20 protein-coding genes and 1 riboswitch are annotated in these 20,985 nt (G+C 53.1%); of the genes, 11 read left to right on the top strand and 9 right to left on the bottom strand.

The window, feature by feature from the left end:
* Nucleotides 1-132 precede the first annotated feature (132 nt).
* Complete coding sequence (locus HV346_RS19635; protein WP_181620841.1) at nucleotides 133-1,599, bottom strand: MFS transporter; 1,467 nt, start codon at nucleotides 1,597-1,599, stop codon at nucleotides 133-135.
* 93 nt (nucleotides 1,600-1,692) lie between these two features.
* Complete coding sequence (plsY, locus tag HV346_RS19630) at nucleotides 1,693-2,313, bottom strand: glycerol-3-phosphate 1-O-acyltransferase PlsY (protein ID WP_181620840.1); 621 nt, start codon at nucleotides 2,311-2,313, stop codon at nucleotides 1,693-1,695.
* Between the two features lie 107 nt (nucleotides 2,314-2,420).
* Here plsY and folB point away from each other — a divergent pair, with 107 nt between their 5' ends.
* Both folB and bacA read left to right on the top strand, forming a co-directional pair.
* A complete protein-coding gene (gene folB / locus HV346_RS19625; RefSeq protein ID WP_181620839.1) occupies nucleotides 2,421-2,789 on the top strand; it encodes a bifunctional dihydroneopterin aldolase/7,8-dihydroneopterin epimerase in 369 nt (122 codons plus the stop codon).
* A 104-nt stretch (nucleotides 2,790-2,893) separates the two neighbouring features.
* Nucleotides 2,894-3,715: an undecaprenyl-diphosphate phosphatase gene (bacA, locus tag HV346_RS19620; RefSeq protein WP_181620838.1), complete on the top strand. Its 822-nt coding sequence runs from the start codon at nucleotides 2,894-2,896 to the stop codon at nucleotides 3,713-3,715.
* A gap of 10 nt (nucleotides 3,716-3,725) precedes the next feature.
* On the opposite strand, the gene HV346_RS19615 is transcribed toward bacA, so the two are convergent.
* Both HV346_RS19615 and HV346_RS19610 read right to left on the bottom strand, forming a co-directional pair.
* Complete coding sequence (locus HV346_RS19615) at nucleotides 3,726-4,967, bottom strand: multifunctional CCA addition/repair protein (RefSeq protein WP_181620837.1); 1,242 nt, start codon at nucleotides 4,965-4,967, stop codon at nucleotides 3,726-3,728.
* 61 nt (nucleotides 4,968-5,028) lie between these two features.
* Entirely contained in the window at nucleotides 5,029-5,649 is a 621-nt protein-coding gene (locus HV346_RS19610) for a TIGR04211 family SH3 domain-containing protein (protein ID WP_181623839.1), read from the bottom strand.
* Nucleotides 5,650-5,878: 229 nt separating this feature from the next.
* On the opposite strand from HV346_RS19610, the gene HV346_RS19605 reads away from it, so the two are divergent.
* From HV346_RS19605 to hldE, 3 genes are read left to right on the top strand one after another with little or no spacing between them, the layout of a single operon-like run.
* A complete protein-coding gene (locus HV346_RS19605) occupies nucleotides 5,879-7,177 on the top strand; it encodes an inorganic triphosphatase (RefSeq protein ID WP_181620836.1) in 1,299 nt (432 codons plus the stop codon).
* 20 nt (nucleotides 7,178-7,197) lie between these two features.
* The gene (gene glnE / locus HV346_RS19600; protein WP_181620835.1) at nucleotides 7,198-10,053 is read left to right on the top strand and encodes a bifunctional [glutamate--ammonia ligase]-adenylyl-L-tyrosine phosphorylase/[glutamate--ammonia-ligase] adenylyltransferase; all 2,856 of its coding nucleotides are present in this window, start codon (nucleotides 7,198-7,200) and stop codon (nucleotides 10,051-10,053) included.
* A gap of 40 nt (nucleotides 10,054-10,093) precedes the next feature.
* Nucleotides 10,094-11,524: a bifunctional D-glycero-beta-D-manno-heptose-7-phosphate kinase/D-glycero-beta-D-manno-heptose 1-phosphate adenylyltransferase HldE gene (hldE, locus tag HV346_RS19595; protein WP_181620834.1), complete on the top strand. Its 1,431-nt coding sequence runs from the start codon at nucleotides 10,094-10,096 to the stop codon at nucleotides 11,522-11,524.
* 60 nt (nucleotides 11,525-11,584) lie between these two features.
* On the opposite strand, the gene ubiK is transcribed toward hldE, so the two are convergent.
* Nucleotides 11,585-11,881 carry a ubiquinone biosynthesis accessory factor UbiK gene (gene ubiK, locus HV346_RS19590; RefSeq protein ID WP_181620833.1) on the bottom strand — a complete coding sequence of 99 codons (297 nt, stop codon included), beginning with the start codon at nucleotides 11,879-11,881 and terminating at the stop codon, nucleotides 11,585-11,587.
* Nucleotides 11,882-12,002: 121 nt separating this feature from the next.
* Nucleotides 12,003-12,153: riboswitch (FMN riboswitch) on the top strand.
* Between the two features lie 105 nt (nucleotides 12,154-12,258).
* Between ubiK and ribB the strand changes: the two genes are divergently transcribed.
* Nucleotides 12,259-12,912 (top strand): 3,4-dihydroxy-2-butanone-4-phosphate synthase, encoded by a 654-nt coding sequence (gene ribB / locus HV346_RS19585; protein ID WP_033146666.1) that lies wholly within the window; start codon nucleotides 12,259-12,261, stop codon nucleotides 12,910-12,912.
* Nucleotides 12,913-12,945: 33 nt separating this feature from the next.
* Here the strand turns inward: ribB and zupT are convergent, their stop codons facing one another.
* Complete coding sequence (gene zupT / locus HV346_RS19580) at nucleotides 12,946-13,719, bottom strand: zinc transporter ZupT (protein WP_181620832.1); 774 nt, start codon at nucleotides 13,717-13,719, stop codon at nucleotides 12,946-12,948.
* A gap of 196 nt (nucleotides 13,720-13,915) precedes the next feature.
* Here zupT and ygiD point away from each other — a divergent pair, with 196 nt between their 5' ends.
* Nucleotides 13,916-14,704, top strand: a complete 789-nt coding sequence (gene ygiD, locus HV346_RS19575) for a 4,5-DOPA dioxygenase extradiol (RefSeq protein WP_181620831.1) — start codon at nucleotides 13,916-13,918, stop codon at nucleotides 14,702-14,704.
* Nucleotides 14,705-14,747: 43 nt separating this feature from the next.
* Here the strand turns inward: ygiD and HV346_RS19570 are convergent, their stop codons facing one another.
* The 3 genes from HV346_RS19570 to tolC all read right to left on the bottom strand — a co-directional run bounded on the left by HV346_RS19570 (nucleotide 14,748) and on the right by tolC (nucleotide 18,272).
* Nucleotides 14,748-15,908, bottom strand: coding sequence for a glutathionylspermidine synthase family protein (locus HV346_RS19570; RefSeq protein ID WP_181620830.1), 1,161 nt, complete (start codon nucleotides 15,906-15,908; stop codon nucleotides 14,748-14,750).
* A gap of 2 nt (nucleotides 15,909-15,910) precedes the next feature.
* Nucleotides 15,911-16,576, bottom strand: a complete 666-nt coding sequence (locus HV346_RS19565) for a DUF1190 family protein (RefSeq protein ID WP_181620829.1) — start codon at nucleotides 16,574-16,576, stop codon at nucleotides 15,911-15,913.
* A gap of 202 nt (nucleotides 16,577-16,778) precedes the next feature.
* Entirely contained in the window at nucleotides 16,779-18,272 is a 1,494-nt protein-coding gene (tolC, locus tag HV346_RS19560) for an outer membrane channel protein TolC (protein WP_181620828.1), read from the bottom strand.
* Nucleotides 18,273-18,475: 203 nt separating this feature from the next.
* On the opposite strand from tolC, the gene nudF reads away from it, so the two are divergent.
* From nudF to yqiA, 4 genes are read left to right on the top strand one after another with little or no spacing between them, the layout of a single operon-like run.
* A complete protein-coding gene (nudF, locus tag HV346_RS19555; protein WP_181620827.1) occupies nucleotides 18,476-19,108 on the top strand; it encodes an ADP-ribose diphosphatase in 633 nt (210 codons plus the stop codon).
* Entirely contained in the window at nucleotides 19,105-19,527 is a 423-nt protein-coding gene (locus HV346_RS19550) for a DUF1249 family protein (protein WP_181620826.1), read from the top strand. Before nudF ends, HV346_RS19550 begins: the two co-directional genes overlap by 4 nt.
* Before the next feature lie 27 nt (nucleotides 19,528-19,554).
* Nucleotides 19,555-20,382, top strand: a complete 828-nt coding sequence (gene cpdA / locus HV346_RS19545) for a 3',5'-cyclic-AMP phosphodiesterase (protein WP_181620825.1) — start codon at nucleotides 19,555-19,557, stop codon at nucleotides 20,380-20,382.
* Nucleotides 20,382-20,963: an esterase YqiA gene (gene yqiA, locus HV346_RS19540; RefSeq protein ID WP_181620824.1), complete on the top strand. Its 582-nt coding sequence runs from the start codon at nucleotides 20,382-20,384 to the stop codon at nucleotides 20,961-20,963. Before cpdA ends, yqiA begins: the two co-directional genes overlap by 1 nt.
* Nucleotides 20,964-20,985 lie beyond the last annotated feature (22 nt).

The following is a 20,985-nucleotide window of genomic DNA, read 5'->3' as shown; positions in this document are numbered from 1 at the left end:
TCATTCGGTCTCCGGTTCGCCGATTTTAGCGGGGACTCAACACCCGTTCCCCTTTCAGGCCGCTGTGGGTGTTTCAGATAGCAGAGGTGCTGTAGTGAACGGAACAATTCCACAATTGAGTTAAGGAGGAAATTACCGATAATCCTCCGCATCCACATCATACCCGGACGGTTCCCAGCGGATCGCCAGCAGTGAGGCCAGCCCGATAAACGGCGCCAGGGCAATCACCCAGAACACCGCGGTATCCAGAGAGGCAACCAGCAGTGGGAACAGGAACAGCGACAGCGTTGAGCTGCTGCGCATCAGCGTCTGGTTGAGGCCAACGCCTACACCGCGCAACGACGTTGGATAGCTCAGCGAAGCAAATGCCATGGTATGCGCGCCCGGTCCAAAACCCTGGCCGAACAGGAACAGCGCCAGCATGGCGACGGCGATAATACCTTCCGGGGCGCCTTCCGGGCGACCAATCAGCGCCAGACCAAGCAAGGCAATAAGCTGACAGGTATAACCTGCAAGTGACATTCGCCATGCGCCAAAGCGCGGGACGTAACGCACTGCCAGCAGTCCGCCGACGAACGCAAACAGCAGGTTAAGCGCCAGCGAGATCAAAATGGTGGTCAACATCGACTGAACAAAGAAGCTGGAGATAATGACGGGCAGGCCAAAGGCCACGGCGTTATAGGCAAATGAGGAGACCACCGACAGCAACGTCGCCAGCGTTGTTCGCCGTAAATAGACCCCCTTGAACAGGTTCAGGTAATTTGCCCATTTTGCTTTATTGACCACCGGCGCTGGCTGGTTGAGCGCATCCTGCGGGACATGGGCGTTAATGTTATACGACTGGCGCAGAATGGAAGCTGCCTGTTTCAGGTTGCCCTGGTTTGCCGCCCAGACCGGAGACTCGCTCATATAGCGGCTGCGGATTGCGATAATGACCAATGCAGGAACCGCGCCAAAGCCGAGGATCAAACGCCAGAGCCAGTCGCTGTGGCTTTCCGGCAGGACCGCATAGAAGAAGAGAACCAACAGATAAGAGATACTGATGGCGGCGTACCAGGTTGGACACCACATGGCGACGCTGGAGGCTTTGTTGCCGGGGCCTTTTAGTTTGGCAAATTCGCTTAAAAATGCCATCGCGACGGGAAGGTCGATCCCCACGCCAAGACCCATTACGAAGCGTGCCCCCGCCAGAACATACTCGTTCGGCGCCAGCGCACAGGCGATGGCGGCCACCACGAAGAACACCATGTCGGCCATAAAGACGCGGTAACGCCCAATTTTGTCCGTGAGGTAACCACCGAGGAGCGCCCCGACGATTGCCCCGAAGGTGATGGCCGACGCCACCATGCCCGTGCCTGCCGGCGTGAGATTAAACTCGCGGGTAATGTCTTTGATACCGAATGCCAGAGCACCGAGATCGTATGCATCGAGGAAAATACCGCCCAGCGCGATACCGATCACGATACGGGCATTAGCCCGGCCCTGAGAACCCGCGTTGACCAGACGTGAAACGTCAGAGGCGCTACGAACCCATCTGATGTCGCCATCAGGGGAATGTCCTGCCGTTGAAAGAGAGGTTGAGTTGGTGATTTCTGCCATTTTTCTTTTTGTGTGGTTGTGTTGTGTCTCTAACAGTTACCACAGGCAGAAGGTGACCAAAATCACATTTGGTTATAAGGCATAACTAACCGCTTACTGAGGGTCTTTTTTCTTTCTCTTTAGCTTCAGTTTCGTCCAGATTTTGGTCTCCTGACGACGCCATAAGCGCTGAATGTTATCGTGATGGCGCAACAAAATGAGGCAGGAGAGCATCGACACCGGGAAGGTAAACTGGGGCTTAAACCACCAGACATAAAATGGCGCGATAAGTGCGCTCACAATTGCGCCCAGCGATGAATAGCCACTCAGTAAAATGGTCAAAAGCCAGGTTCCGGCCATCACGCCCGTTAAATCCCAACCGATGGGCGCAATCGCGCCAAATGCGGTGGCAACGCCTTTACCGCCTTTAAAACCAAAGAAAACAGGCCAGATATGACCAATACAGGCTGCGATGGCGATAAGCCCGAGCCAAAAAGGGGTAACGCCCAGAGCATATGCGCCCCAGACCGGTAGCATTCCTTTCAGAACATCAAAAATCAAAACCGCTACGGCTGCTCCCTTGCCGCCAATTCGTAGTACATTGGTCGCCCCGGGATTCCGGGATCCGCTCTCGCGTGGATCAGGTAACCCGGCGATGCGGCAGACCAGAATGGCGCTGGAGATTGAGCCGCAAAGGTAGGCGAGGAGAATCATTCCAGGCGCGATTGCACTCATAACGCTGTTCCGTTTTGAAAATGTATCTGTGTTCTCAACATCTGTGGATAATACGCATAATTCGCCGGAAGTGGTATCCGGTTTAGCCAAAAAGCAGGCAGGTCGTGATGGATATTGTATTTATAGAGCAACTTTCGGTAATCACCACTATTGGTGTTTACGACTGGGAACAGACCATCGAACAGAAATTAGTGTTCGATATCGAAATGGGCTGGGACAACCGTCTGGCCGCAAAAAGTGATGATGTGAATGACTGTCTGAGCTATGCCGATATTAGCGACACGGTCATTAGCCACGTCGAAGGCCAACGTTTTGCACTGGTTGAACGCGTGGCAGAAGAGGTTGCAGATTTGCTGTTGAGCCGCTTCAACTCTCCCTGGGTACGTATCAAACTCAGTAAGCCCGGCGCTGTGGCACGCGCGACCAATGTTGGTGTGATCATCGAGCGTGGCAGTAATCCGAAAGGAAACATTTAACGTCATAATAGCTAAACCATTTTCGGTTATACCGGTCTTAAGGATGTATCTTTCACGGTGGACATGACGGTTCACCGTTTTTATATCTTTTTAGGGGTTTATTGATGAGCGATATGCACTCGCTGCTGGTGGCGGCAATCCTGGGTGTGGTCGAAGGATTGACGGAGTTTTTGCCGGTTTCCAGTACTGGTCACATGATTATCGTGGGACATCTGCTGGGCTTTGAGGGCGATACGGCAAAGACGTTTGAAGTTGTTATCCAGTTAGGTTCGATTCTGGCGGTCGTTGTGATGTTCTGGCGTCGTCTCTTTGGCTTGATTGGTATTCACTTTGGCCGTCCGCCGCAACATGAGGGAGAAGGTAAAGGCCGCCTGACGCTGATCCATATCCTGTTAGGTATGGTTCCTGCTGTAGTACTGGGACTGATTTTTCACGACACGATTAAATCGCTGTTTAACCCGATTAACGTCATGTATGCGCTGGTGGTTGGCGGGGTATTGCTGATTGTAGCGGAAGTGCTGAAACCGAAAAAACCGCGTGCGGAAGGCCTGGACGACATGACTTACCGTCAGGCATTCATGATTGGCTGTTTCCAGTGTCTGGCGTTGTGGCCGGGTTTTTCGCGTTCAGGAGCAACGATTTCAGGTGGGATGCTGATGGGCGTTAGCCGTTACGCGGCATCGGAGTTTTCATTCCTGCTGGCCGTACCGATGATGATGGGGGCAACTGCGCTTGATCTCTATAAAAGCATCGGCTTCCTGACGGTGGGAGATATTCCGATGTTCGCCGTGGGCTTTATCACCGCCTTTATTGTGGCGCTGATTGCGATCAAAACCTTCCTGCAACTTATCAAACGTATCTCGTTTATTCCGTTTGCGATCTATCGCTTTATTGTCGCCGCGGCGGTGTACGTCGTCTTCTTCTGATTGATTGCCCTCAGTCTTTTGGCTGAGGGCAACGCTGTTCCTTCCAGTCAGCTACTGCCTGAATACGGCGTTTGGTCAGCTCTTCGCGGATCTCTGGTCCTTTAAAGCCGGCTTCGACAACGTCTTTTGTTGGCACTGCACTCGCTACGATCCATGCCTCACGCAACAACCGTCCCTGCGGATAATCGCAGGCTTCAAACCCGGTGCGCCCACGAACGTCGGCTTCACTGGTCAGAGCGATCTGTTCTACGCGCTGTGGCTTGCGCCAGGCGTCGATACTGTCGAAAAGTTTGACGATAGTGGTTGGTTTCAGGATCGGGAACGTGTGGATCAGGTCATGAAACTCCGCCACCAGTTTTGCCAGATCGCGGATGTCGTTAGGCACACGCAGACGCTGACATAATCCCTCAACCAGTTTCACTCCCGCCGGGCCGTGTCCGTGGTGGCGAGGCCAGAACTCTTTCGGTGTTAACCCTTTGCCCAGATCGTGGCATAGCGTCGCGAAACGTACATCAATGGCAGGGCTGAGCATGGCAGCCATACTCAGCGTCATCAGGGTATGAATGCCGGTATCAATTTCCGGATGCCATTTTGCCGGAGCCGGCACACCGAAGAGTACATCGATTTCCGGGAACAGGACTTTCAGCGCACCACACTCACGAAGTACCTGGAAAAAGACCTGCGGGTTGCGGGTCGATAGCGCGCTTTCTGTCTCTTTCCAGACGCGTTCTGGCGTAAGGTGCTCCAGCTCGCCCGCATGGGTCATGGCGGTCATCAGTGCCATAGTCTCAGTGGCGATACAAAAACTCAGGTGAGCATAACGAGCAGCGAAACGCGCCACGCGCAGCACGCGCAGCGGATCTTCAGAAAACGCAGGGGAGACATGACGCAAAATACGGTCTCGGAGATCGTCCAGACCGCCATAAGCGTCAAAAATTCGGCCTTGATCGTCCTGTGCCAGCGCGTTAATGGTGAGGTCCCGGCGCAACAAATCTTGCTCCAGAGTCACATCAGGTGCGGCATAGCAGGTAAAACCGGTATAACCGGAGCCAGATTTTCGCTCGGTGCGAGCCAGGGCGTACTCTTCATGGCTGGTTGGGTGAAGAAATACGGGAAAATCGCGGCCTACCTGCTGGTAGCCCGCGTCGAGCATCTCCTGAGGCGTGGAACCCACCACGACCCAGTCTCTGTCTTTGACCGGCAGGCCTAACAACGCATCACGAACCGCACCACCGACCAGATAACTCTTCACGCCCACAACTCCCGTCTTTTCTTTTCGCAAGATAGTACGTAAGTCTGGCATTGAAGACGAATTAATTCATCCAACGATCTTTACGCTTACGGCTTGGGATCAGCAGCGGCAGAACCAGACCCAGCACCAAACCTACGCCCAACACGCCACCGCCATACATAAACCACTGCATGATGATGGTTCGTTGTTTGTCGTCGAGCTGCAGGTTAGCGGCATTCACTTTTTTCTGGGCGACAATAAGCTCGTTTTTCAGTTTCTGGTTTTCGTCTTTCAGACCGCTAATCACGCTGTCACTCTGGGCAACTTTCTGCTGCATTTCAGCGGTACGCTGGTTCCAGGTGGTGTCGATATTGTTCAGCTTATCGGTCAGCGTTTTTACCTGATTTTCCAGATCTGGCACGCGGGTGCGCAGACTCGGCACGGTGCTAAGTTCCTTCATCGGGATCCAGGAGGTACGTCCGGTGCTGTCACGAACCTGGCCGTAATTAGTGTCTGGATTGGTCTGTAACAGTGTGACTTCTTCCCCGGCATTGACCGTGCCCAGGAGGCGATAATTATCACCAGGGCCGCTACGCACCCAGGTGTTCAGTTCGTCAGAAACATAACGTTTCTCTTCAGCGTGCACCGCGGTTGCAGCGCTGAATGCAAGTAAAGTAAGTCCAATCAGGCGTAATTTAAGCATCATTCGTCGTTATTTTCATAAAAAGTGGATCGATAGTAGTGGCAACAGTGTCTCTACGCAAAGTATTCGTCAGCAATCGGAATCATCTGTGTCACGGCTTCAAACTTTTAAGCTCGGCAAATTGCTCATTGCGTGGCAATTTGGCGCAAAATACTATGTACTGACAAAAAAGTGGCGAGTAAGTTCGCCTTAATTGACTCATCTGTGACGCACACATAAGTACAAGGCCATGGCACAAGAAATCGAATTAAAATTTATCGTCGAAAACGACAGCGTTGATGCGCTGCGCAACCATCTGCATACATTGTCTGGCGAGCATCACGAACCCGTTCAGTTACTCAATATCTATTACGAAACGCCAGATAACTGGCTGCGTCAACATGACATGGGGTTGCGCATTCGTGGTGCTAATGGACGCTACGAGATGACGATGAAAATTGCTGGCCGGGTGGTCGGTGGTTTGCATCAACGCCCGGAATACAATATCGACATCAGCAAGCCAGAACTTGAGCTCGATCGTCTTCCCGCAGAAGTATGGCCAAATGGTGAATTACCGGAAACCCTTAGCGCTCAGGTGCAACCGCTGTTTAGCACCGATTTCTGGCGTGAGAAATGGCTGGTGAATGAAGGTAAAAGCCGGATTGAAATCGCCCTTGATTTGGGTGAGGTGAAGGCGGGGGAATTTCAGGAGCCCATTTGTGAACTGGAACTTGAATTGCTGGAAGGCGACGCCGCTGACGTCCTCAGGCTGGCGCATAAGCTGGTCAGTCAATCCGGTTTACGTCAGGGCAGTCTGAGCAAAGCTGCGCGTGGGTATCACCTGGCTGCCGGGAATGCACCGCGTCAGCCTAAGGCGACGGCGATTTTACGCACCGTGCCGAAAGCAAGCGTGGAGCAAGGTCTGGAGGCCTCGCTGGAGCTGGCGCTTTCTCAGTGGCAGTACCACGAAGAGCTGTGGGCGCGCGGTGTGAAAGGATCGAAAGCCCATGTATTGGGCGCGATGGGACTGGTTCGCCATGCGTTAACGCTGTTTGGCGGCATTGTTCCTCGTAAAGCAAGTGCTCACTTACGTGATTTTCTGACCCAGGCGGAAACGCTGATGGCGTCCGATGTCTCAGCAAAAACGGCAATCTACAGTCCGCAAAACGCGACTGCAAAACTGGCGCTCACCGAATTTCTGGTGACGCGTAGCTGGCGCACATTCCTGGATGCAAAAGCGCAAACCAAAATCAGTGAATCATTCAAACGTTTTGCGGATATCCAGCTTTCCCGTCATGCCGCTGAACTGAAGACGACCTTTGCTTATCCGCTGGGCGACCAGTATGGCGATCAGCTTATTCGCCTGACGCGCAATATCGACAGCATGCTACTGCTGTCTGGCGCCTACGAGGGTAAAGCACAGGTCTGGCTGGAAAACTGGCAGGGGCTGAAACATGCTATCGAAACCCGTCAGCATATTGAGATAGAGCATTTCCGTAATGAGGCCATTTCGCAGGAGCCATTCTGGCTGCACAGCGGAAAACGTTAATTCTGGCAAGGAACCCTACAATGCCGCTTTCTTCGCAGTTACAGCAGCAGTGGCAGACCGTTTGCGAACGTCTGCCTGAGTCATTACCGGCGTCATCATTAAGCGAGCAGGCTAAGTGCGTGCTCACGTTCAGTGATTTTGTGCAGGAGAGTGTAACGGCTAATCCTGAGTGGCTGGCTGAGCTTGAGAACTCTCCGCCGCAGGCCGAAGAGTGGCGGCAGTATGCTGGCTGGTTACAAACCGAACTTGATGGCGTGGCGGATGAGGCGACGCTAATGTGCGTTTTGCGTCAGTTCCGCCGTCGGGTGATGGTGCGTATTGCCTGGGCGCAGTCGCTGGAACTGGTGAGCGAAGAGAGCACATTGCAGCAACTGAGTGGGCTGGCGCAGACACTGATCGTTGCCGCGCGCGACTGGCTGTATGACGTCTGCTGCCGCGAGTGGGGAACGCCCTGTAGTGAAGAGGGCGTTCCTCAGCCATTGCTTATCCTGGGAATGGGCAAGCTGGGTGGCTGCGAGCTGAATTTCTCCTCCGATATTGATCTGATCTTTGCCTGGCCAGAAAAGGGCTCTACGCGTGGTGGACGCCGTGAACTGGACAACGCGCAGTTTTTCACGCGTTTAGGTCAGCGGTTAATCAAAGCGCTGGACCAGCCCACTCAGGACGGTTTTGTCTATCGCGTAGATATGCGTCTGCGTCCGTTTGGTGACAGTGGCCCACTGGTACTGAGTTTTGCGGCACTGGAAGATTATTACCAGGAGCAGGGGCGTGACTGGGAGCGTTATGCGATGGTCAAAGCGCGGATTATGGGCGACAGCGACGATGCCTATGCCAATGAACTGCGTGCCATGCTGCGCCCGTTCGTTTTCCGCCGCTATATCGACTTCAGTGTGATCCAGTCGCTGCGTAACATGAAAGGGATGATCTCCCGAGAAGTCCGCCGCCGTGGCCTGAAAGACAACATCAAACTCGGTGCTGGTGGAATTCGTGAAATCGAATTCATTGTCCAGGTTTTTCAGCTTATTCGGGGCGGGCGCGAACCGTCCCTGCAATCCCGTTCGCTACTGCCAACGTTAAGCGCGATTGAGCAACTTCATTTATTGCCAGAAGGCGATGCGCAAACGCTGCGCGATGCATACCTTTTCCTGCGCCGTCTGGAAAATCTCCTGCAAAGCATTAATGACGAACAAACCCAAACCCTGCCTGGTGATGAGCTAAATCGCGCGCGTCTGGCATGGGGAATGCGCGCGGATGACTGGCCGGTATTAACGGATCAACTGGAAACCCACATGGCGGGTGTGCGTCGCATCTTTAATGACCTGATTGGTGACGACGAAAGTGAATCCCCGGATGATACGCTCTCAGAACACTGGCGAGAACTGTGGCAGGACGCATTGCAGGAAGATGACACAACACCTGTTCTCGCACATTTGAGTGATGAGGATCGTCACCGCGTGGTGGTCTTGATTGCCGATTTTCGGGTGGAGCTGAACAAGCGCGCCATTGGACCACGTGGCCGCCAGGTGCTGGATCATCTGATGCCGCATCTGCTCAGCGATGTCTGCTCGCGTGAGGATGCGCCTGTACCGTTGTCACGTATGATGCCGCTGTTAAGCGGGATCATCACCCGTACAACCTATCTTGAGCTGCTGAGTGAGTTCCCAGGTGCGCTGAAACATCTGATTTCGCTGTGTGCGGCCTCTCCGATGGTTGCCAGCCAACTGGCGCGTTATCCCCTGCTGCTGGACGAGTTGCTGGATCCGAATACGCTGTATCAGCCGACGGCAACGGACGCTTACCGCGATGAACTTCGCCAGTATTTGCTACGCGTGCCGGAAGAGGACGAAGAGCAACAGCTTGAAGCACTGCGGCAGTTTAAGCAGGCGCAGTTGTTGCGTATTGCTGCAGCCGATATTGCCGGTACATTGCCGGTAATGAAAGTGAGCGATCACTTAACCTGGCTTGCGGAAGCGATTATCGATGCGGTAGTGCAGCAAGCCTGGGGGCAGATGGTGACGCGGTTTGGGCAACCCAAACATCTGGCCGACCGCGAAGGTCGTGGCTTTGCTGTCGTGGGCTACGGAAAACTCGGTGGCTGGGAGTTGGGATACAGCTCCGATCTCGATTTGATTTTCCTGCATGACTGCCCGGTTGATGTCATGACTGATGGCGAGCGCGAAATCGACGGGCGTCAGTTCTATCTGCGTCTGGCACAGCGCATTATGCACCTGTTCAGTACCCGCACCTCGTCGGGCATTTTGTATGAAGTGGATGCCCGTTTACGCCCATCCGGCGCGGCAGGCATGTTGGTGACCTCAACCGAATCCTTTGCCGATTATCAGAAGAATGAAGCCTGGACATGGGAACATCAGGCGCTGGTGCGTGCCCGCGTGGTGTATGGCGATCCGCAGCTCAAAACGCAGTTTGACCTTATCCGTAAAGATGTCATGACCACGCTGCGTGAAGGCAGCGTGCTGCAAACCGAAGTACGCGAAATGCGTGAGAAAATGCGCACCCATTTAGGCAATAAGCACCGTGATCGCTTTGATATCAAGGCCGATGAAGGGGGGATTACCGATATTGAGTTCATCACACAGTATCTGGTGCTGCTGCATGCGCACGATAAGCCGAAACTGACGCGCTGGTCTGATAACGTGCGTATTCTGGAACTGCTTGCGCAAAACGACATTATGGATGAGCAGGAAGCACAGGCGTTAACGCGTGCTTATACGACGCTTCGCGATGCGTTGCACCATCTGGCATTGCAGGAGCAACCCGGCCATGTCGCGCTGGACTGCTTTGTACAGGAACGTGCGCAGGTAACGGCAAGCTGGCAGAAGTGGCTGGTGGAACCGTGCGTATCAAAACAAGTGTGATATTATCGCGCGCAAATTGTGAATCCTTCTGGAGTCAGGAATGAAAGTAACACTGCCAGAGTTTGAACGTGCTGGGGTTATGGTTGTCGGTGATGTGATGCTGGATCGCTACTGGTATGGGCCGACCAGCCGTATTTCCCCGGAAGCCCCTGTTCCGGTGGTCAAAGTGGACACCATTGAAGAGCGTCCTGGCGGCGCGGCAAACGTGGCGATGAACATTGCTTCTCTCGGCGCACATTCGCGTCTGGTGGGGTTGACCGGCATTGATGATGCGGCGCGAGCGCTGAGCAAGTCGCTGGCGGATGTGAACGTGAAGTGTGATTTCGTTTCTGTACCGACGCATCCGACGATCACCAAATTGCGTGTGCTCTCGCGTAATCAGCAGTTGATCCGACTCGACTTTGAAGAGGGGTTCGAAGGTGTCGATCCTGAGCCGATGCATGAGCGCATCGCACAGGCACTGGGCAACATTGGTGCGCTGGTGCTTTCAGATTATGCGAAAGGCGCGCTGGCAAGCGTTCAGCAGATGATTCAGCTGGCACGTAAAGCGAATGTTCCGGTCCTGATCGATCCTAAAGGGACTGACTTTGAACGTTATCGCGGTGCAACGCTGCTGACGCCAAACCTGTCTGAATTTGAAGCCGTTGCCGGTAAGTGCAAAACCGAGGAAGAACTGGTTGAGCGTGGGATGACAATCATTGCTGATTTCGACCTATCCGCATTGCTGGTAACCCGCTCAGAGCAGGGGATGACGTTGTTGCAGCCAGGTAAAGCGCCGCTACATATGCCAACCCAGGCACAGGAAGTTTACGATGTTACGGGGGCGGGCGATACGGTGATCGGCGTGCTGGCGGCGACGCTGGCGGCGGGAAATTCCCTTGAAGAAGCCTGTTACTTCGCTAATGCTGCAGCCGGTGTTGTTGTTGGTAAACTCGGAACCTCTACCGTTTCGCCAATCGAGCTGGAAAATGCGGTGCGCGGTCGTGCCGATACCGGTTTTGGGGTGATGAGTGAAGATGAGTTGAAAGCGGCTGTCGCTGCTGCGCGTAAACGCGGCGAGAAAGTGGTCATGACCAACGGCGTGTTCGACATTCTGCATGCGGGTCATGTTTCTTATCTGGCGAATGCACGCAAGCTGGGCGATCGCCTGATTGTAGCGGTAAACAGCGATGCATCCACAAAACGCCTGAAAGGCGAAACGCGTCCAGTGAATCCGCTGGAGCAGCGTATGATTGTGCTTGGCGCACTGGAAGCGGTGGATTGGGTGGTCTCCTTTGAAGAAGATACCCCGCAGCGCCTGATTGCCGGCATTCTGCCCGATCTTCTGGTGAAAGGTGGTGATTATAAGCCGGACCAAATCGCGGGCAGCGAAGAGGTCTGGGCGAATGGCGGCGAAGTGATGGTGCTCAACTTCGAAGATGGATGTTCAACCACCAATATTATTAAGAAGATCCAGAAAGACAGTCATTAAATAAAACGGGCCGATTGGCCCGTTTTATTTTTCATCTTCTCCGACGGGGAGATGAGCATATTATTCTGCTTCGTCCACTGGTGGTATGGCTGGTGCTGGCTTCACCTCTTCCGGTACATTACGGTTTTCCAGCTCGGTTAAACGCTGCTCCAGCAACGCCAGCTTCTCGCGAGTGCGAAGCAAAACCTGCGTCTGCACGTCAAACTCTTCACGGCTGACTAAATCAAGGCGAACCAACTGCGCCTGCAACGTCTGGCGGATTTTCTTCTCAACGTCATCACCAAATTCACGGATACCTTTTGGCATGGATTCGTGGACCTGACGCGCAATTTGCTCAATTTTTTTCGGGTCAATCATTGTGGCTTCCCTTGATGAAACGGTGTTGATAACCATTGTAGCGCGTCATGCTCCAGGATAAACCAGAATTGTTTGAAGCTTATGCATTGCCCAGGATAATCAATAGCGTTATAGTTATCTCGCTTATTCTCAGGGCGGGGCGAAATTCCCCACCGGCGGTAAATCAGCATAACGCTGAAAGCCCGCGAGCGCTTTGGGTGAAAACTCAAAGGTCAGCAGATCCGGTGTAATTCCGGGGCCGACGGTTAGAGTCCGGATGGGAGAGAGTAACGATCCAGTCGGGCATGGCCCGCTCACGTTATTTTTTTGCCGCTTATACGGCGCTCCTAAGACTGCCCTGATTCTGGTAACCATAATATTAATGAGGTTTTTTTACCATGAATCAGACGCTACTTTCCTCTTTTGGCACTTCAACTCAACGTGTTGAACACGCTCTTGATGCACTGCGCGAAGGCCGCGGTGTGATGGTGCTTGACGATGAAAACCGTGAAAACGAAGGCGACATGATCTTTGCCGCCGAAAACATGACCGTTGAACAGATGGCGCTGACCATTCGTCACGGTAGCGGCATCGTATGCCTGTGTATTACCGAAGATCGTCGTAAGCAGCTTGACCTGCCGATGATGGTTGAAAACAACACCAGTGCCTTTGGTACGGGCTTTACCGTGACCATTGAAGCCGCGCATGGCGTGACGACAGGTGTGTCTGCGGCTGACCGTTTGACCACTGTTCGTGCCGCTATCGCTGATGGCGCAAAACCTTCAGACCTGCACCGTCCTGGCCACGTGTTCCCCCTGCGTGCGCAAGCGGGTGGTGTGTTGACGCGTGGCGGCCACACTGAAGCGACTATCGATCTGGTGACGCTGGCAGGCTTCAAACCGGCGGGTGTGTTGTGTGAACTGACTAACGATGATGGCACGATGGCTCGTGCGCCAGAGTGCATCACCTTTGCGCGTCTGCATAACATGCCCGTTGTTACGATTGAAGATCTGGTGGAATACCGCCAGGCGCACGAACGTAAAGCCAGCTGATTGTTGAAAAACGCCGGGATTGCCCGGCGTTTTTTATCCAATACCTGCTGTTTGCAAGAGCACTAAACTTAATCCCATTACCGACATACCGCATAACACGCCGTAGCTGGGGTTGTTGTTGGGATCGATCTCCTTCGCCAGCGGCATCAGCTCATCAACTGACAATGCCACCATAATGCCCGCGACTGCGGCCATGATCGCTGCCATCACCACTGGTGATACCAGGCTTCCGAGTATCAACCACGCCAGTATACCCCCAAAAATTTCAGCCATGCCTGAGATACCAGCCCAGAAAATTGCTGTCCGTTTTGAACCCGTTGCGGCATAAACCGGCCCGGCTACGGCGAGTCCTTCAGGAATATTGTGCAATGCAACAGCCAGCGCGATGCCAAAGCCCATCTCAAGGTTGGTGCTGGCCGTGACATAGGTGGCAATGCCTTCCGGGAAGTTATGCAGGCTGATACCCAGCGTGAGAAGGATAGCCGTGCGTTTAATGTTGCGTGGCAGTGGTGTCACGTTTTTTTGCATTAAATCCTGGGGATGCGCATGCGGGAGCATACGGTCAAGCGCAAAGTAGCCCAGCAACCCAAATACAAACATGCCATAGCCTAAGACAGGAGACATACCCTCAGCCCCCAACGCGGCTGGCAGCATTTCCATCAGGGAGATTAACAGCATAATCCCGGCGGCAAAACCGAGTGAGAATGCCAGCACCCGGTTGGAAGGCTTCTGGCCAATGACGCCGAGAATAGCGCCAATAAAAGTGGCTGCACCCGCGAGTAGGGTCAGGATCAAGGGGACTGACATTTACCGCTCCTTATGATAATGATTCTCATTAATATTAATGATTCATTCGAGGCAAAGCGAGAGGGGCATCTCTGCTTTACACATTCCTTACGTTCAAATTTCCTGAAGATGATCATCACGCTTATCCAGGTTCATCTTTGCCTGATTGCGCGTAATGTATAACCATCAAAACGACATCTTATGTAAGGATATCACCATGACTTCTTCTCGTATGCCAGCACTGTTTTTAGGCCACGGTAGCCCTATGAACGTTCTGGAAGATAACGTCTATACCCGCGCCTGGCGTCATCTGGGAGAGACGTTGCCGCGTCCGAAAGCGATTGTGGTGATTTCAGCACACTGGTTCACCCGTGGTACTGGCGTGACGGCAATGGAAGCGCCGAAAACTATTCATGATTTCGGCGGATTCCCACAGGCGTTGTATGACACGCATTATCCGGCTCCTGGTTCACCAGCCCTCGCACAGCAACTGGTTGATTTACTGTCGCCTGTTCCTGTCGCACTGGATAAAGAAGCCTGGGGCTTTGACCATGGTTCCTGGGGCGTACTCATTAAAATGTATCCGGATGCGGATATCCCGATGGTGCAGCTCAGTATCGACAGCACAAAACCGGCCGCGTGGCATATGGAAATCGGCCGTAAGCTGGCGACACTGCGCGATGAAGGCATCATGCTGGTTGCGAGCGGGAACGTGGTGCACAACCTGCGCACTGCACGCTGGCATGGGGAAAATACGCCTTATCCGTGGGCGACCTCATTCAACGACTACGTTAAAGCGAATCTGACCTGGCAGGGCCCGGTTGAACAGCATCCGCTGGTGAATTATATGGATCACGAAGGGGGATCGCTGTCTAACCCGACACCGGATCACTTCCTGCCGCTGCTGTATGTATTAGGGGCATGGGATGGTCAGGAGCCGATAACTATTCCAGTCGATGGGATTGAGATGGGGAGTTTGAGTATGTTGTCGGTGCAGGTCGGCTAAAACGAACAGGCCCGGCAGGCGACGTGCCGCCGGGCCCAGCAAATTACTCCACAAAAATATGCGGATAAAAACGTGACAGATCTTGCGTGATCAGCGCCCGGTCTTCACGAATACCGATCCCGGCTGGCTGATCGTTAATGAGCCAGCTACCGATCAGCGTATAGCTGTCACCAAATTTCGGCAGTTGATAAAACGCCTGGACGATCATCCCTTCTTCACCGTATGGCCCTTCAACCGCCTCCAGCGTTTTACCGTTTTCGATAATCGACACATTCGCCCCTTCGCGGGAGAAGATCGGTTTAACAACATACTTCTCCATTGCCGGGTAATCGTCTTCGGCAAAGTACGCCGGCAGCAGATTTGGGTGGTCAGGGAACATCTCCCACAACAGCGGCAGCAAGGCTTTGTTGGAAATAATGCTCTTCCAGGCCGGTTCCAGCCAGCGAACGCCAGCATCTTCAAGCTTGGTCGAGAACATTTCGCGGAGCATATATTCCCAGGGGTAGAGCTTGAACAGGTTGCTGATCACCTGGTCCTGGAGATCGGTGAACTGGCCTCTTTCGCCCAGACCAATATCTTCGATATACAGGAATTCAGTCGCAACTTCCGCTTCGGCGGCACAGTCCTGCAAATACTGAACCGTACCGCGATCTTCAACCGTGTCGCGGCAGCAGGCAAGGTGCAGTAGATTAAAACCGTGTTGTTCGCGCAGCTCAGCAAAACGCTCAATCAGTTTTTCCTGCAGGCTGTTAAACTGGTCAGCGCCTGCTGGCAGGTTACCGGCATTGGCCTGATCTTCCAGCCAGAGCCACTGGAAGAAAGCCGCTTCGTACAGCGAGGTCGGCGTATCAGCATTATTTTCCAGCAGCTTAGGTTCACCAATGCCATCCCATGCCAAATCAAGGCGTGAATAGAGTGAGGGCTGATGGGTTTGCCATGACTGACGTACAAAGCTCCAGGTGTGCTTTGGAATACGGAATTTGGCCATTAGGTCATCGCTGCCGATGACCTTCTCGACCACTTTCAGGCACATCTGGTGTAGCTCTGCGGTAACCTCTTCCAGCTTATCAACCTGCGCAAGCGTCAGCTTGTAGTAAGCATCTTCACACCAGTACGGTTCGCCATACATAGTGTGAAAGTTAAAACCGTATTCAGTGGCTTTTTCACGCCAGTCCGGGCGCTCAACAATACTGACTCGTTCCATGATCAGCCGCCCATTGAGCGCGTGGAGGAGCCGGTCGCGCTACGCTGCATCGTGGTCTGTTTCGCGACAGATTCGCCAAACCCGCCACGGGTAATGGTGCTGGTGGTGGCAGGTTTTGGAGCCATTGCCGTTTTGGGTACGGTCGTGGTGCGGCCAGGCTGTGCTGCGCCATAGCCTTTGCCGCTGGCATCAGTGTATTGACCATAAGCCGGGCTGGCCGGGTTTTTAGAGCTAAACAGAGGCTGTTGCTGGAAGCCTGCACCGCCGCCCATCATACGACCCATCATGTAACCTGCCATCAGTGGCATCCAGAAACTGCCGCTGGATTGTGCCTGAGCCTGATTTTCAGGTGCAGTGCCTGCCTGCGCTGGCGTCTGCTGACATTGGCCTTCACCGAATTCGGCGATACAGTCTTCGCGTGTTGCGTATTTCGGTGCAGTACGCTCGGCTTCTTTCAGTGCGGTGTTGTAAGCGGTGGTACATTCAGCCGCTTTGCCAGTGGCGGCAGAGCAGTCATCGGCATTCTGATACATCGATACCGTTTCATCGCTTTTTTCACAACCTGCCAGCATAAAGACAGCCGTTATTGCCAGTGCGACAGGGGTAAGGTGACGCGCGTTCCAGCTTTTGCGAAACGATGCGTGATTAATGGATTTTGTCCGTTTCATTTTTGTCTTCCAGGACCCAGTGGTAGAACGAAGTAAATAAGCCTCAGGATAGAGGATGAGTGGTCGAAAATGAAGCGAAGAGGGGGAGAAACCGGGGGATCTTTACGTTGGCTTACGTTCGCATGTGATTTTGCACCAGAGAGCGAACATATAGGGCCTGCAGGATTGCAGACCCTATAAACAAAGAACTTAAGCGCGATACTTAATGACGGAACGGATTGTTGCCTTTGCTGCTGGTCGCTGTACTGGTTGTACGTGCGGCAGCAGGCTGAGCCGCTGGAGCGGTGCTGCTCGCATTGTAGCCATCAGCATTCGCATCCTGCTGTGGGTTTTCCGGCGCAACGCTATCTGGCGTAGTGGAAACCGGTTTACCCAGCGTGCTGTTCAGCGCTTCCAGATCTTTCTCGTTAAGCGTACCCAGAGCTGATTTGATATTCAGCTGGTTAATCAGGTAAGTGTAGCGCGCGCTGGAAAGTTGTTGTTTCGCGTTGTACAACGTGGTGGTTGCATCCAGCACATCAACAATAGTACGTGTGCCCACAGAGTAACCTGCTTCCATCGCATCCAAAGAGCTTTGCGCAGAGACAACGGCCTGTTTATAGGCGTTGATGCTGCTGATAGAGGCATTCACGTTGTTGAAAGAAGAACGGACAGTCTGTACTACGCTGCGATGCGCGCTTTCCAGCTGTTCGCTTGCGCCGACAAAGTTGTACTGCGCTTGTTTCACCTGTGAATTGACCATCCCACCCTGATACAGCGGCAGGGAGAAGCTCAGGCCGACTTTGTTTTGACCCAGATTGCTATCGTCATATTGGGTGCTATTGGCGCCATGCGTTTTTGAGCCGCTGTAGCTGGTATCTGACACGCCAGTTGAGGCACTCAGGCTCAGCGTTGGCAGGTGACCGTCCTGTGCCTGGCGAATTTGCTCACGAGCAAGATCCTGGCTCAGACGTGCTTGCAGCAACGTCAGGTTGCGGTTTTCAGCTTCTTTCAGCAGGGCATTCACCGCCTGCGGTTTGTCGGTTTTGAAGCTGCTCACGTTCAGAGAGGCCAGTTCCGGATAGTAGTTCCCGGTGACCTGACGCAGTGATTCCAGTGCGTTATCGAGGTTATTACGCGCGGTCACTTCGTTTGCCAGTACGCTGTCGTACTGCGAACGGGCGTTCTGAACGTCAGTGATGGCCACCAGACCCACGTTGAAACGTTGAGTCGTCTGGTCTAACTGGCGATAGATAGCCTGTTTCTGCGCTTCAGTGTAAGAGAGTGAATCTATCGCACTCAGCACATTGAAGTAGGCTGTCGCGGTATTCAGGATCAGTGTTTGCTGATCGGTCTGATAAGTTACATCCTGGATGCCTGCGCTCTTTTCTTGCAACGTCAGTGCACGCCATTTGGACATATCAAACAGGGTCTGGGTTAATTGCAGAGAAGCGCTGGTTGCGTTGGAGTTCACGCCATTAGAGTCGCGGAAACCATTGCTGTAGGTATAATCAGCACCTAATCCCAGTTGCGGCAGCAGCGGGCTACGTGCTTCATTAATTTTTTCGAACGCAGCATCACGATCGGCCGCCGATTTACGCAGGTCAGGGTTACCCAGACGTGCCTGCTGATAGACCTGTAGCAGATTCTCTGCATGGCTCATTACGCTGAAGCCCGTCAGGCTCAGGCCGATAAGGATGGGGAGCAATTTCTTCATTTGCATTCCTTGTTGTGAAGCAGTATTAGCGCTGATCTAATTAAAAATAATTGCCGATTCTAACAGAATCTTCCACACCAAAAGGTTGGCGTTACGTGCCATCTGGCGGTATTTTGCACCAATCTATCATATAGCCCCAGAAACGGTAGCCAAACAGCCTTGAAATTCATGATTTCATCACTATTGCTATCAGGACATGCCTAATGAAAAAACCAGAACAGTTGCCAGTGACATTCGCCAAAAACGATGTAGAAATTATTGCACGAGAAACGCTATATAGCGGTTTTTTTTCGATGGATCTTTACCGTTTCAGGCATCGGCTGTTTAACGGTCAGATGAGTGGTGAAATTCGTCGTGAAATTTTTGAGCGCGGGCACGCCGCAGTCTTGCTACCCTTTGACCCAGTGCGTGATGAAGTGGTACTGGTTGAACAGATCCGTATTGCGGCTTACGACACCAGCCCGAGCCCCTGGCTGTTGGAGATGGTGGCAGGGATGATTGAAGAAGGCGAATCGGTAGAGGACGTTGCCCGACGCGAGGCGCTCGAAGAAGCTGGACTGGTTGTCGGGCGTACTAAGCCGGTGCTGAGTTATCTTGCGAGCCCAGGCGGGACGAGCGAGCGCTTGTCGATTCTGGTTGGGGAAGTGGACGCCACGACGGCTGAGGGTATTCACGGTCTGGCTGATGAAAACGAAGATATTCGTGTTCATGTGGTAAGTCGGGAGCAGGCTTACCAGTGGGTAGAAGAGGGGAAAATCGACAACGCAGCATCTGTCATCGCCCTGCAATGGCTGCAGCTGCATTATCAGACATTACGAAACGAGTGGAAAAAATGAAGCGTTATACACCTGACTTCCCAGAAATGATGCGCTTGTGCGAAACCAATTTCGCACAATTGCGCCGCCTGCTGCCGCGAAATGATGCGCCCGGCGAAACGGTAAGCTATCAGGTGAGCAACGCGCAGTATCGGATAACGATAACTGAATCAACACGTTACACTACGCTGGTGGAAATCGAACAGACAGCGCCCAGTATTAGTTACTGGAGCCTGCCATCAATGACGGTACGGCTGTATCATGATGCAATGGTCGCTGAAGTGTGTTCAAGCCAGCAGATCTTTCGCTTCAAAGCGCGATATGATTACCCTAATAAAAAGTTGCATCAACGCGACGAAAAGCATCAAATTAACCAGTTTTTAGCTGACTGGCTAAGATATTGTTTAGCACATGGAGCAATGGCGATTCCGGTTTGTTAGCGTCATAAACCTACCTAAGGACACCATTTGGAAAGCCTGTTGAACCTGACTGTTGCTGGTGGGGCGCCAGTCAGGATATTACAAATTACTGATACTCACCTGTTTGCCGAAAAGCATGAAACTCTGCTGGGAGTGAACACCTGGGAGAGTTATCAAGCCGTACTCAACGCGATTCATGCCGAAAAACGCGTATGCGATTTGATTGTCGCGACGGGTGATCTGGCGCAGGATCAATCTTCCGCGGCCTATCAGCATTTTGCTGAAGGGATCGCGAGCTTTAGCGTGCCTTGCGTCTGGTTGCCGGGTAATCATGATTTCCAGCCTGCGATGTACAGTGCTCTCCAGGATGCGGGTATCTCTCCAGCAAAGTGTGTTTTTGCAAGCGAGCAGTGGCAAGTGCTGCTGCTTGATAGCCAGGTCTTTGGTGTTCCACATGGCGAGCTCAGTGAGTTTCAGCTCGAATGGCTGGAGAGAAAGCTCATGGCTGAGCCGGAACGTCATACGTTGCTGCTACTCCATCATCACCCGCTGCCGGCAGGCTGTAGCTGGCTCGATCAGCACAGTTTACGTAATTCTGCTGCGCTGGACCGTGTACTGGTGAAGTTTCCACGCGTGAAATATCTGCTGTGCGGACATATTCATCAGGAACAGGATCTTGACTGGAACGGTCGCCGCCTGTTGGCAACGCCCTCTACTTGCGTCCAGTTTAAGCCCCATTGCGCCAATTTCACGCTGGATACCATCGCGCCAGGCTGGCGTTGGCTGGAGCTTTATGCCGACGGTTCACTGAAGACCGAAGTCTGCCGCCTGTCTGGGGCAAAATTCCGTCCAGATACTGCTTCAGAAGGCTACTGATGTCTACGCTTCTTTACCTGCACGGATTCAACAGTTCTCCGCGTTCTGCGAAAGCGACGCAGTTTCGGCAATGGCTGGAAGTGCATCATCCCCATATTGAGATGATTGTCCCGCAACTCCCGCCTTACCCTGCTGAGGCAGCAGAATTGCTGGAATCTATTGTGCTTGCACATGGTGGAGAGCCATTTGGCATTGTGGGATCGTCATTGGGTGGCTACTACGCCACCTGGCTGTCGCAATGCTTTATGTTACCGGCTGTAGTGGTCAATCCCGCGGTGCGGCCATTCGAGTTATTAAGGGACTTTCTTGGTCAGAACGAGAACCCCTACACCGGACAGCAATATGTGCTAGAGTCTCGCCATATTTACGATCTTAAAGTTATGCAGGTCGACCCGCTGGACGCGCCAGATCTTCTTTGGTTGCTACAACAGACGGGTGATGAAGTGCTGGATTACCGCCAGGCAGTGGCGTATTACGCTTCTTGCCGCCAGACTATAGAAGAGGGCGGAAACCATGCTTTCACGGGCTTTGAGAATCATTTCACCCAGATTGTCGATTTTCTTGGACTGCACAATCTCTGACAATCACTGCGAATTGCTAGTT

Origin of the sequence: Enterobacter sp. RHBSTW-00994, assembly GCF_013782625.1 — a bacterium.
Taxonomy (GTDB): Bacteria; Pseudomonadota; Gammaproteobacteria; order Enterobacterales; family Enterobacteriaceae; genus Enterobacter.
Note: the sequence above shows the minus strand (reverse complement) of the source record. Positions and strands in the feature narration are given on the sequence as shown.

Excerpts from the sequence above, each read along its gene's own strand:
- plsY (WP_181620840.1), bottom strand. The coding sequence starts at position 2,313 with ATGAGTGCAATCGCGCCTGGAATGATTCTCCTCGCCTACCTTTGCGGC.
- HV346_RS19610 (WP_181623839.1), bottom strand. The coding sequence starts at position 5,649 with ATGCTTAAATTACGCCTGATTGGACTTACTTTACTTGCATTCAGCGCT.
- HV346_RS19565 (WP_181620829.1), bottom strand. The coding sequence starts at position 16,576 with ATGAAACGGACAAAATCCATTAATCACGCATCGTTTCGCAAAAGCTGG.
- HV346_RS19635 (WP_181620841.1), bottom strand. The coding sequence starts at position 1,599 with ATGGCAGAAATCACCAACTCAACCTCTCTTTCAACGGCAGGACATTCC.
- HV346_RS19570 (WP_181620830.1), bottom strand. The coding sequence starts at position 15,908 with ATGGAACGAGTCAGTATTGTTGAGCGCCCGGACTGGCGTGAAAAAGCC.
- ubiK (WP_181620833.1), bottom strand. The coding sequence starts at position 11,881 with ATGATTGACCCGAAAAAAATTGAGCAAATTGCGCGTCAGGTCCACGAA.
- hldE (WP_181620834.1), top strand. The coding sequence starts at position 10,094 with ATGAAAGTAACACTGCCAGAGTTTGAACGTGCTGGGGTTATGGTTGTC.
- glnE (WP_181620835.1), top strand. The coding sequence starts at position 7,198 with ATGCCGCTTTCTTCGCAGTTACAGCAGCAGTGGCAGACCGTTTGCGAA.
- bacA (WP_181620838.1), top strand. The coding sequence starts at position 2,894 with ATGAGCGATATGCACTCGCTGCTGGTGGCGGCAATCCTGGGTGTGGTC.
- folB (WP_181620839.1), top strand. The coding sequence starts at position 2,421 with ATGGATATTGTATTTATAGAGCAACTTTCGGTAATCACCACTATTGGT.
- nudF (WP_181620827.1), top strand. The coding sequence starts at position 18,476 with ATGAAAAAACCAGAACAGTTGCCAGTGACATTCGCCAAAAACGATGTA.
- HV346_RS19550 (WP_181620826.1), top strand. The coding sequence starts at position 19,105 with ATGAAGCGTTATACACCTGACTTCCCAGAAATGATGCGCTTGTGCGAA.
- yqiA (WP_181620824.1), top strand. The coding sequence starts at position 20,382 with ATGTCTACGCTTCTTTACCTGCACGGATTCAACAGTTCTCCGCGTTCT.
- ribB (WP_033146666.1), top strand. The coding sequence starts at position 12,259 with ATGAATCAGACGCTACTTTCCTCTTTTGGCACTTCAACTCAACGTGTT.
- zupT (WP_181620832.1), bottom strand. The coding sequence starts at position 13,719 with ATGTCAGTCCCCTTGATCCTGACCCTACTCGCGGGTGCAGCCACTTTT.
- ygiD (WP_181620831.1), top strand. The coding sequence starts at position 13,916 with ATGACTTCTTCTCGTATGCCAGCACTGTTTTTAGGCCACGGTAGCCCT.
- HV346_RS19605 (WP_181620836.1), top strand. The coding sequence starts at position 5,879 with ATGGCACAAGAAATCGAATTAAAATTTATCGTCGAAAACGACAGCGTT.
- tolC (WP_181620828.1), bottom strand. The coding sequence starts at position 18,272 with ATGAAGAAATTGCTCCCCATCCTTATCGGCCTGAGCCTGACGGGCTTC.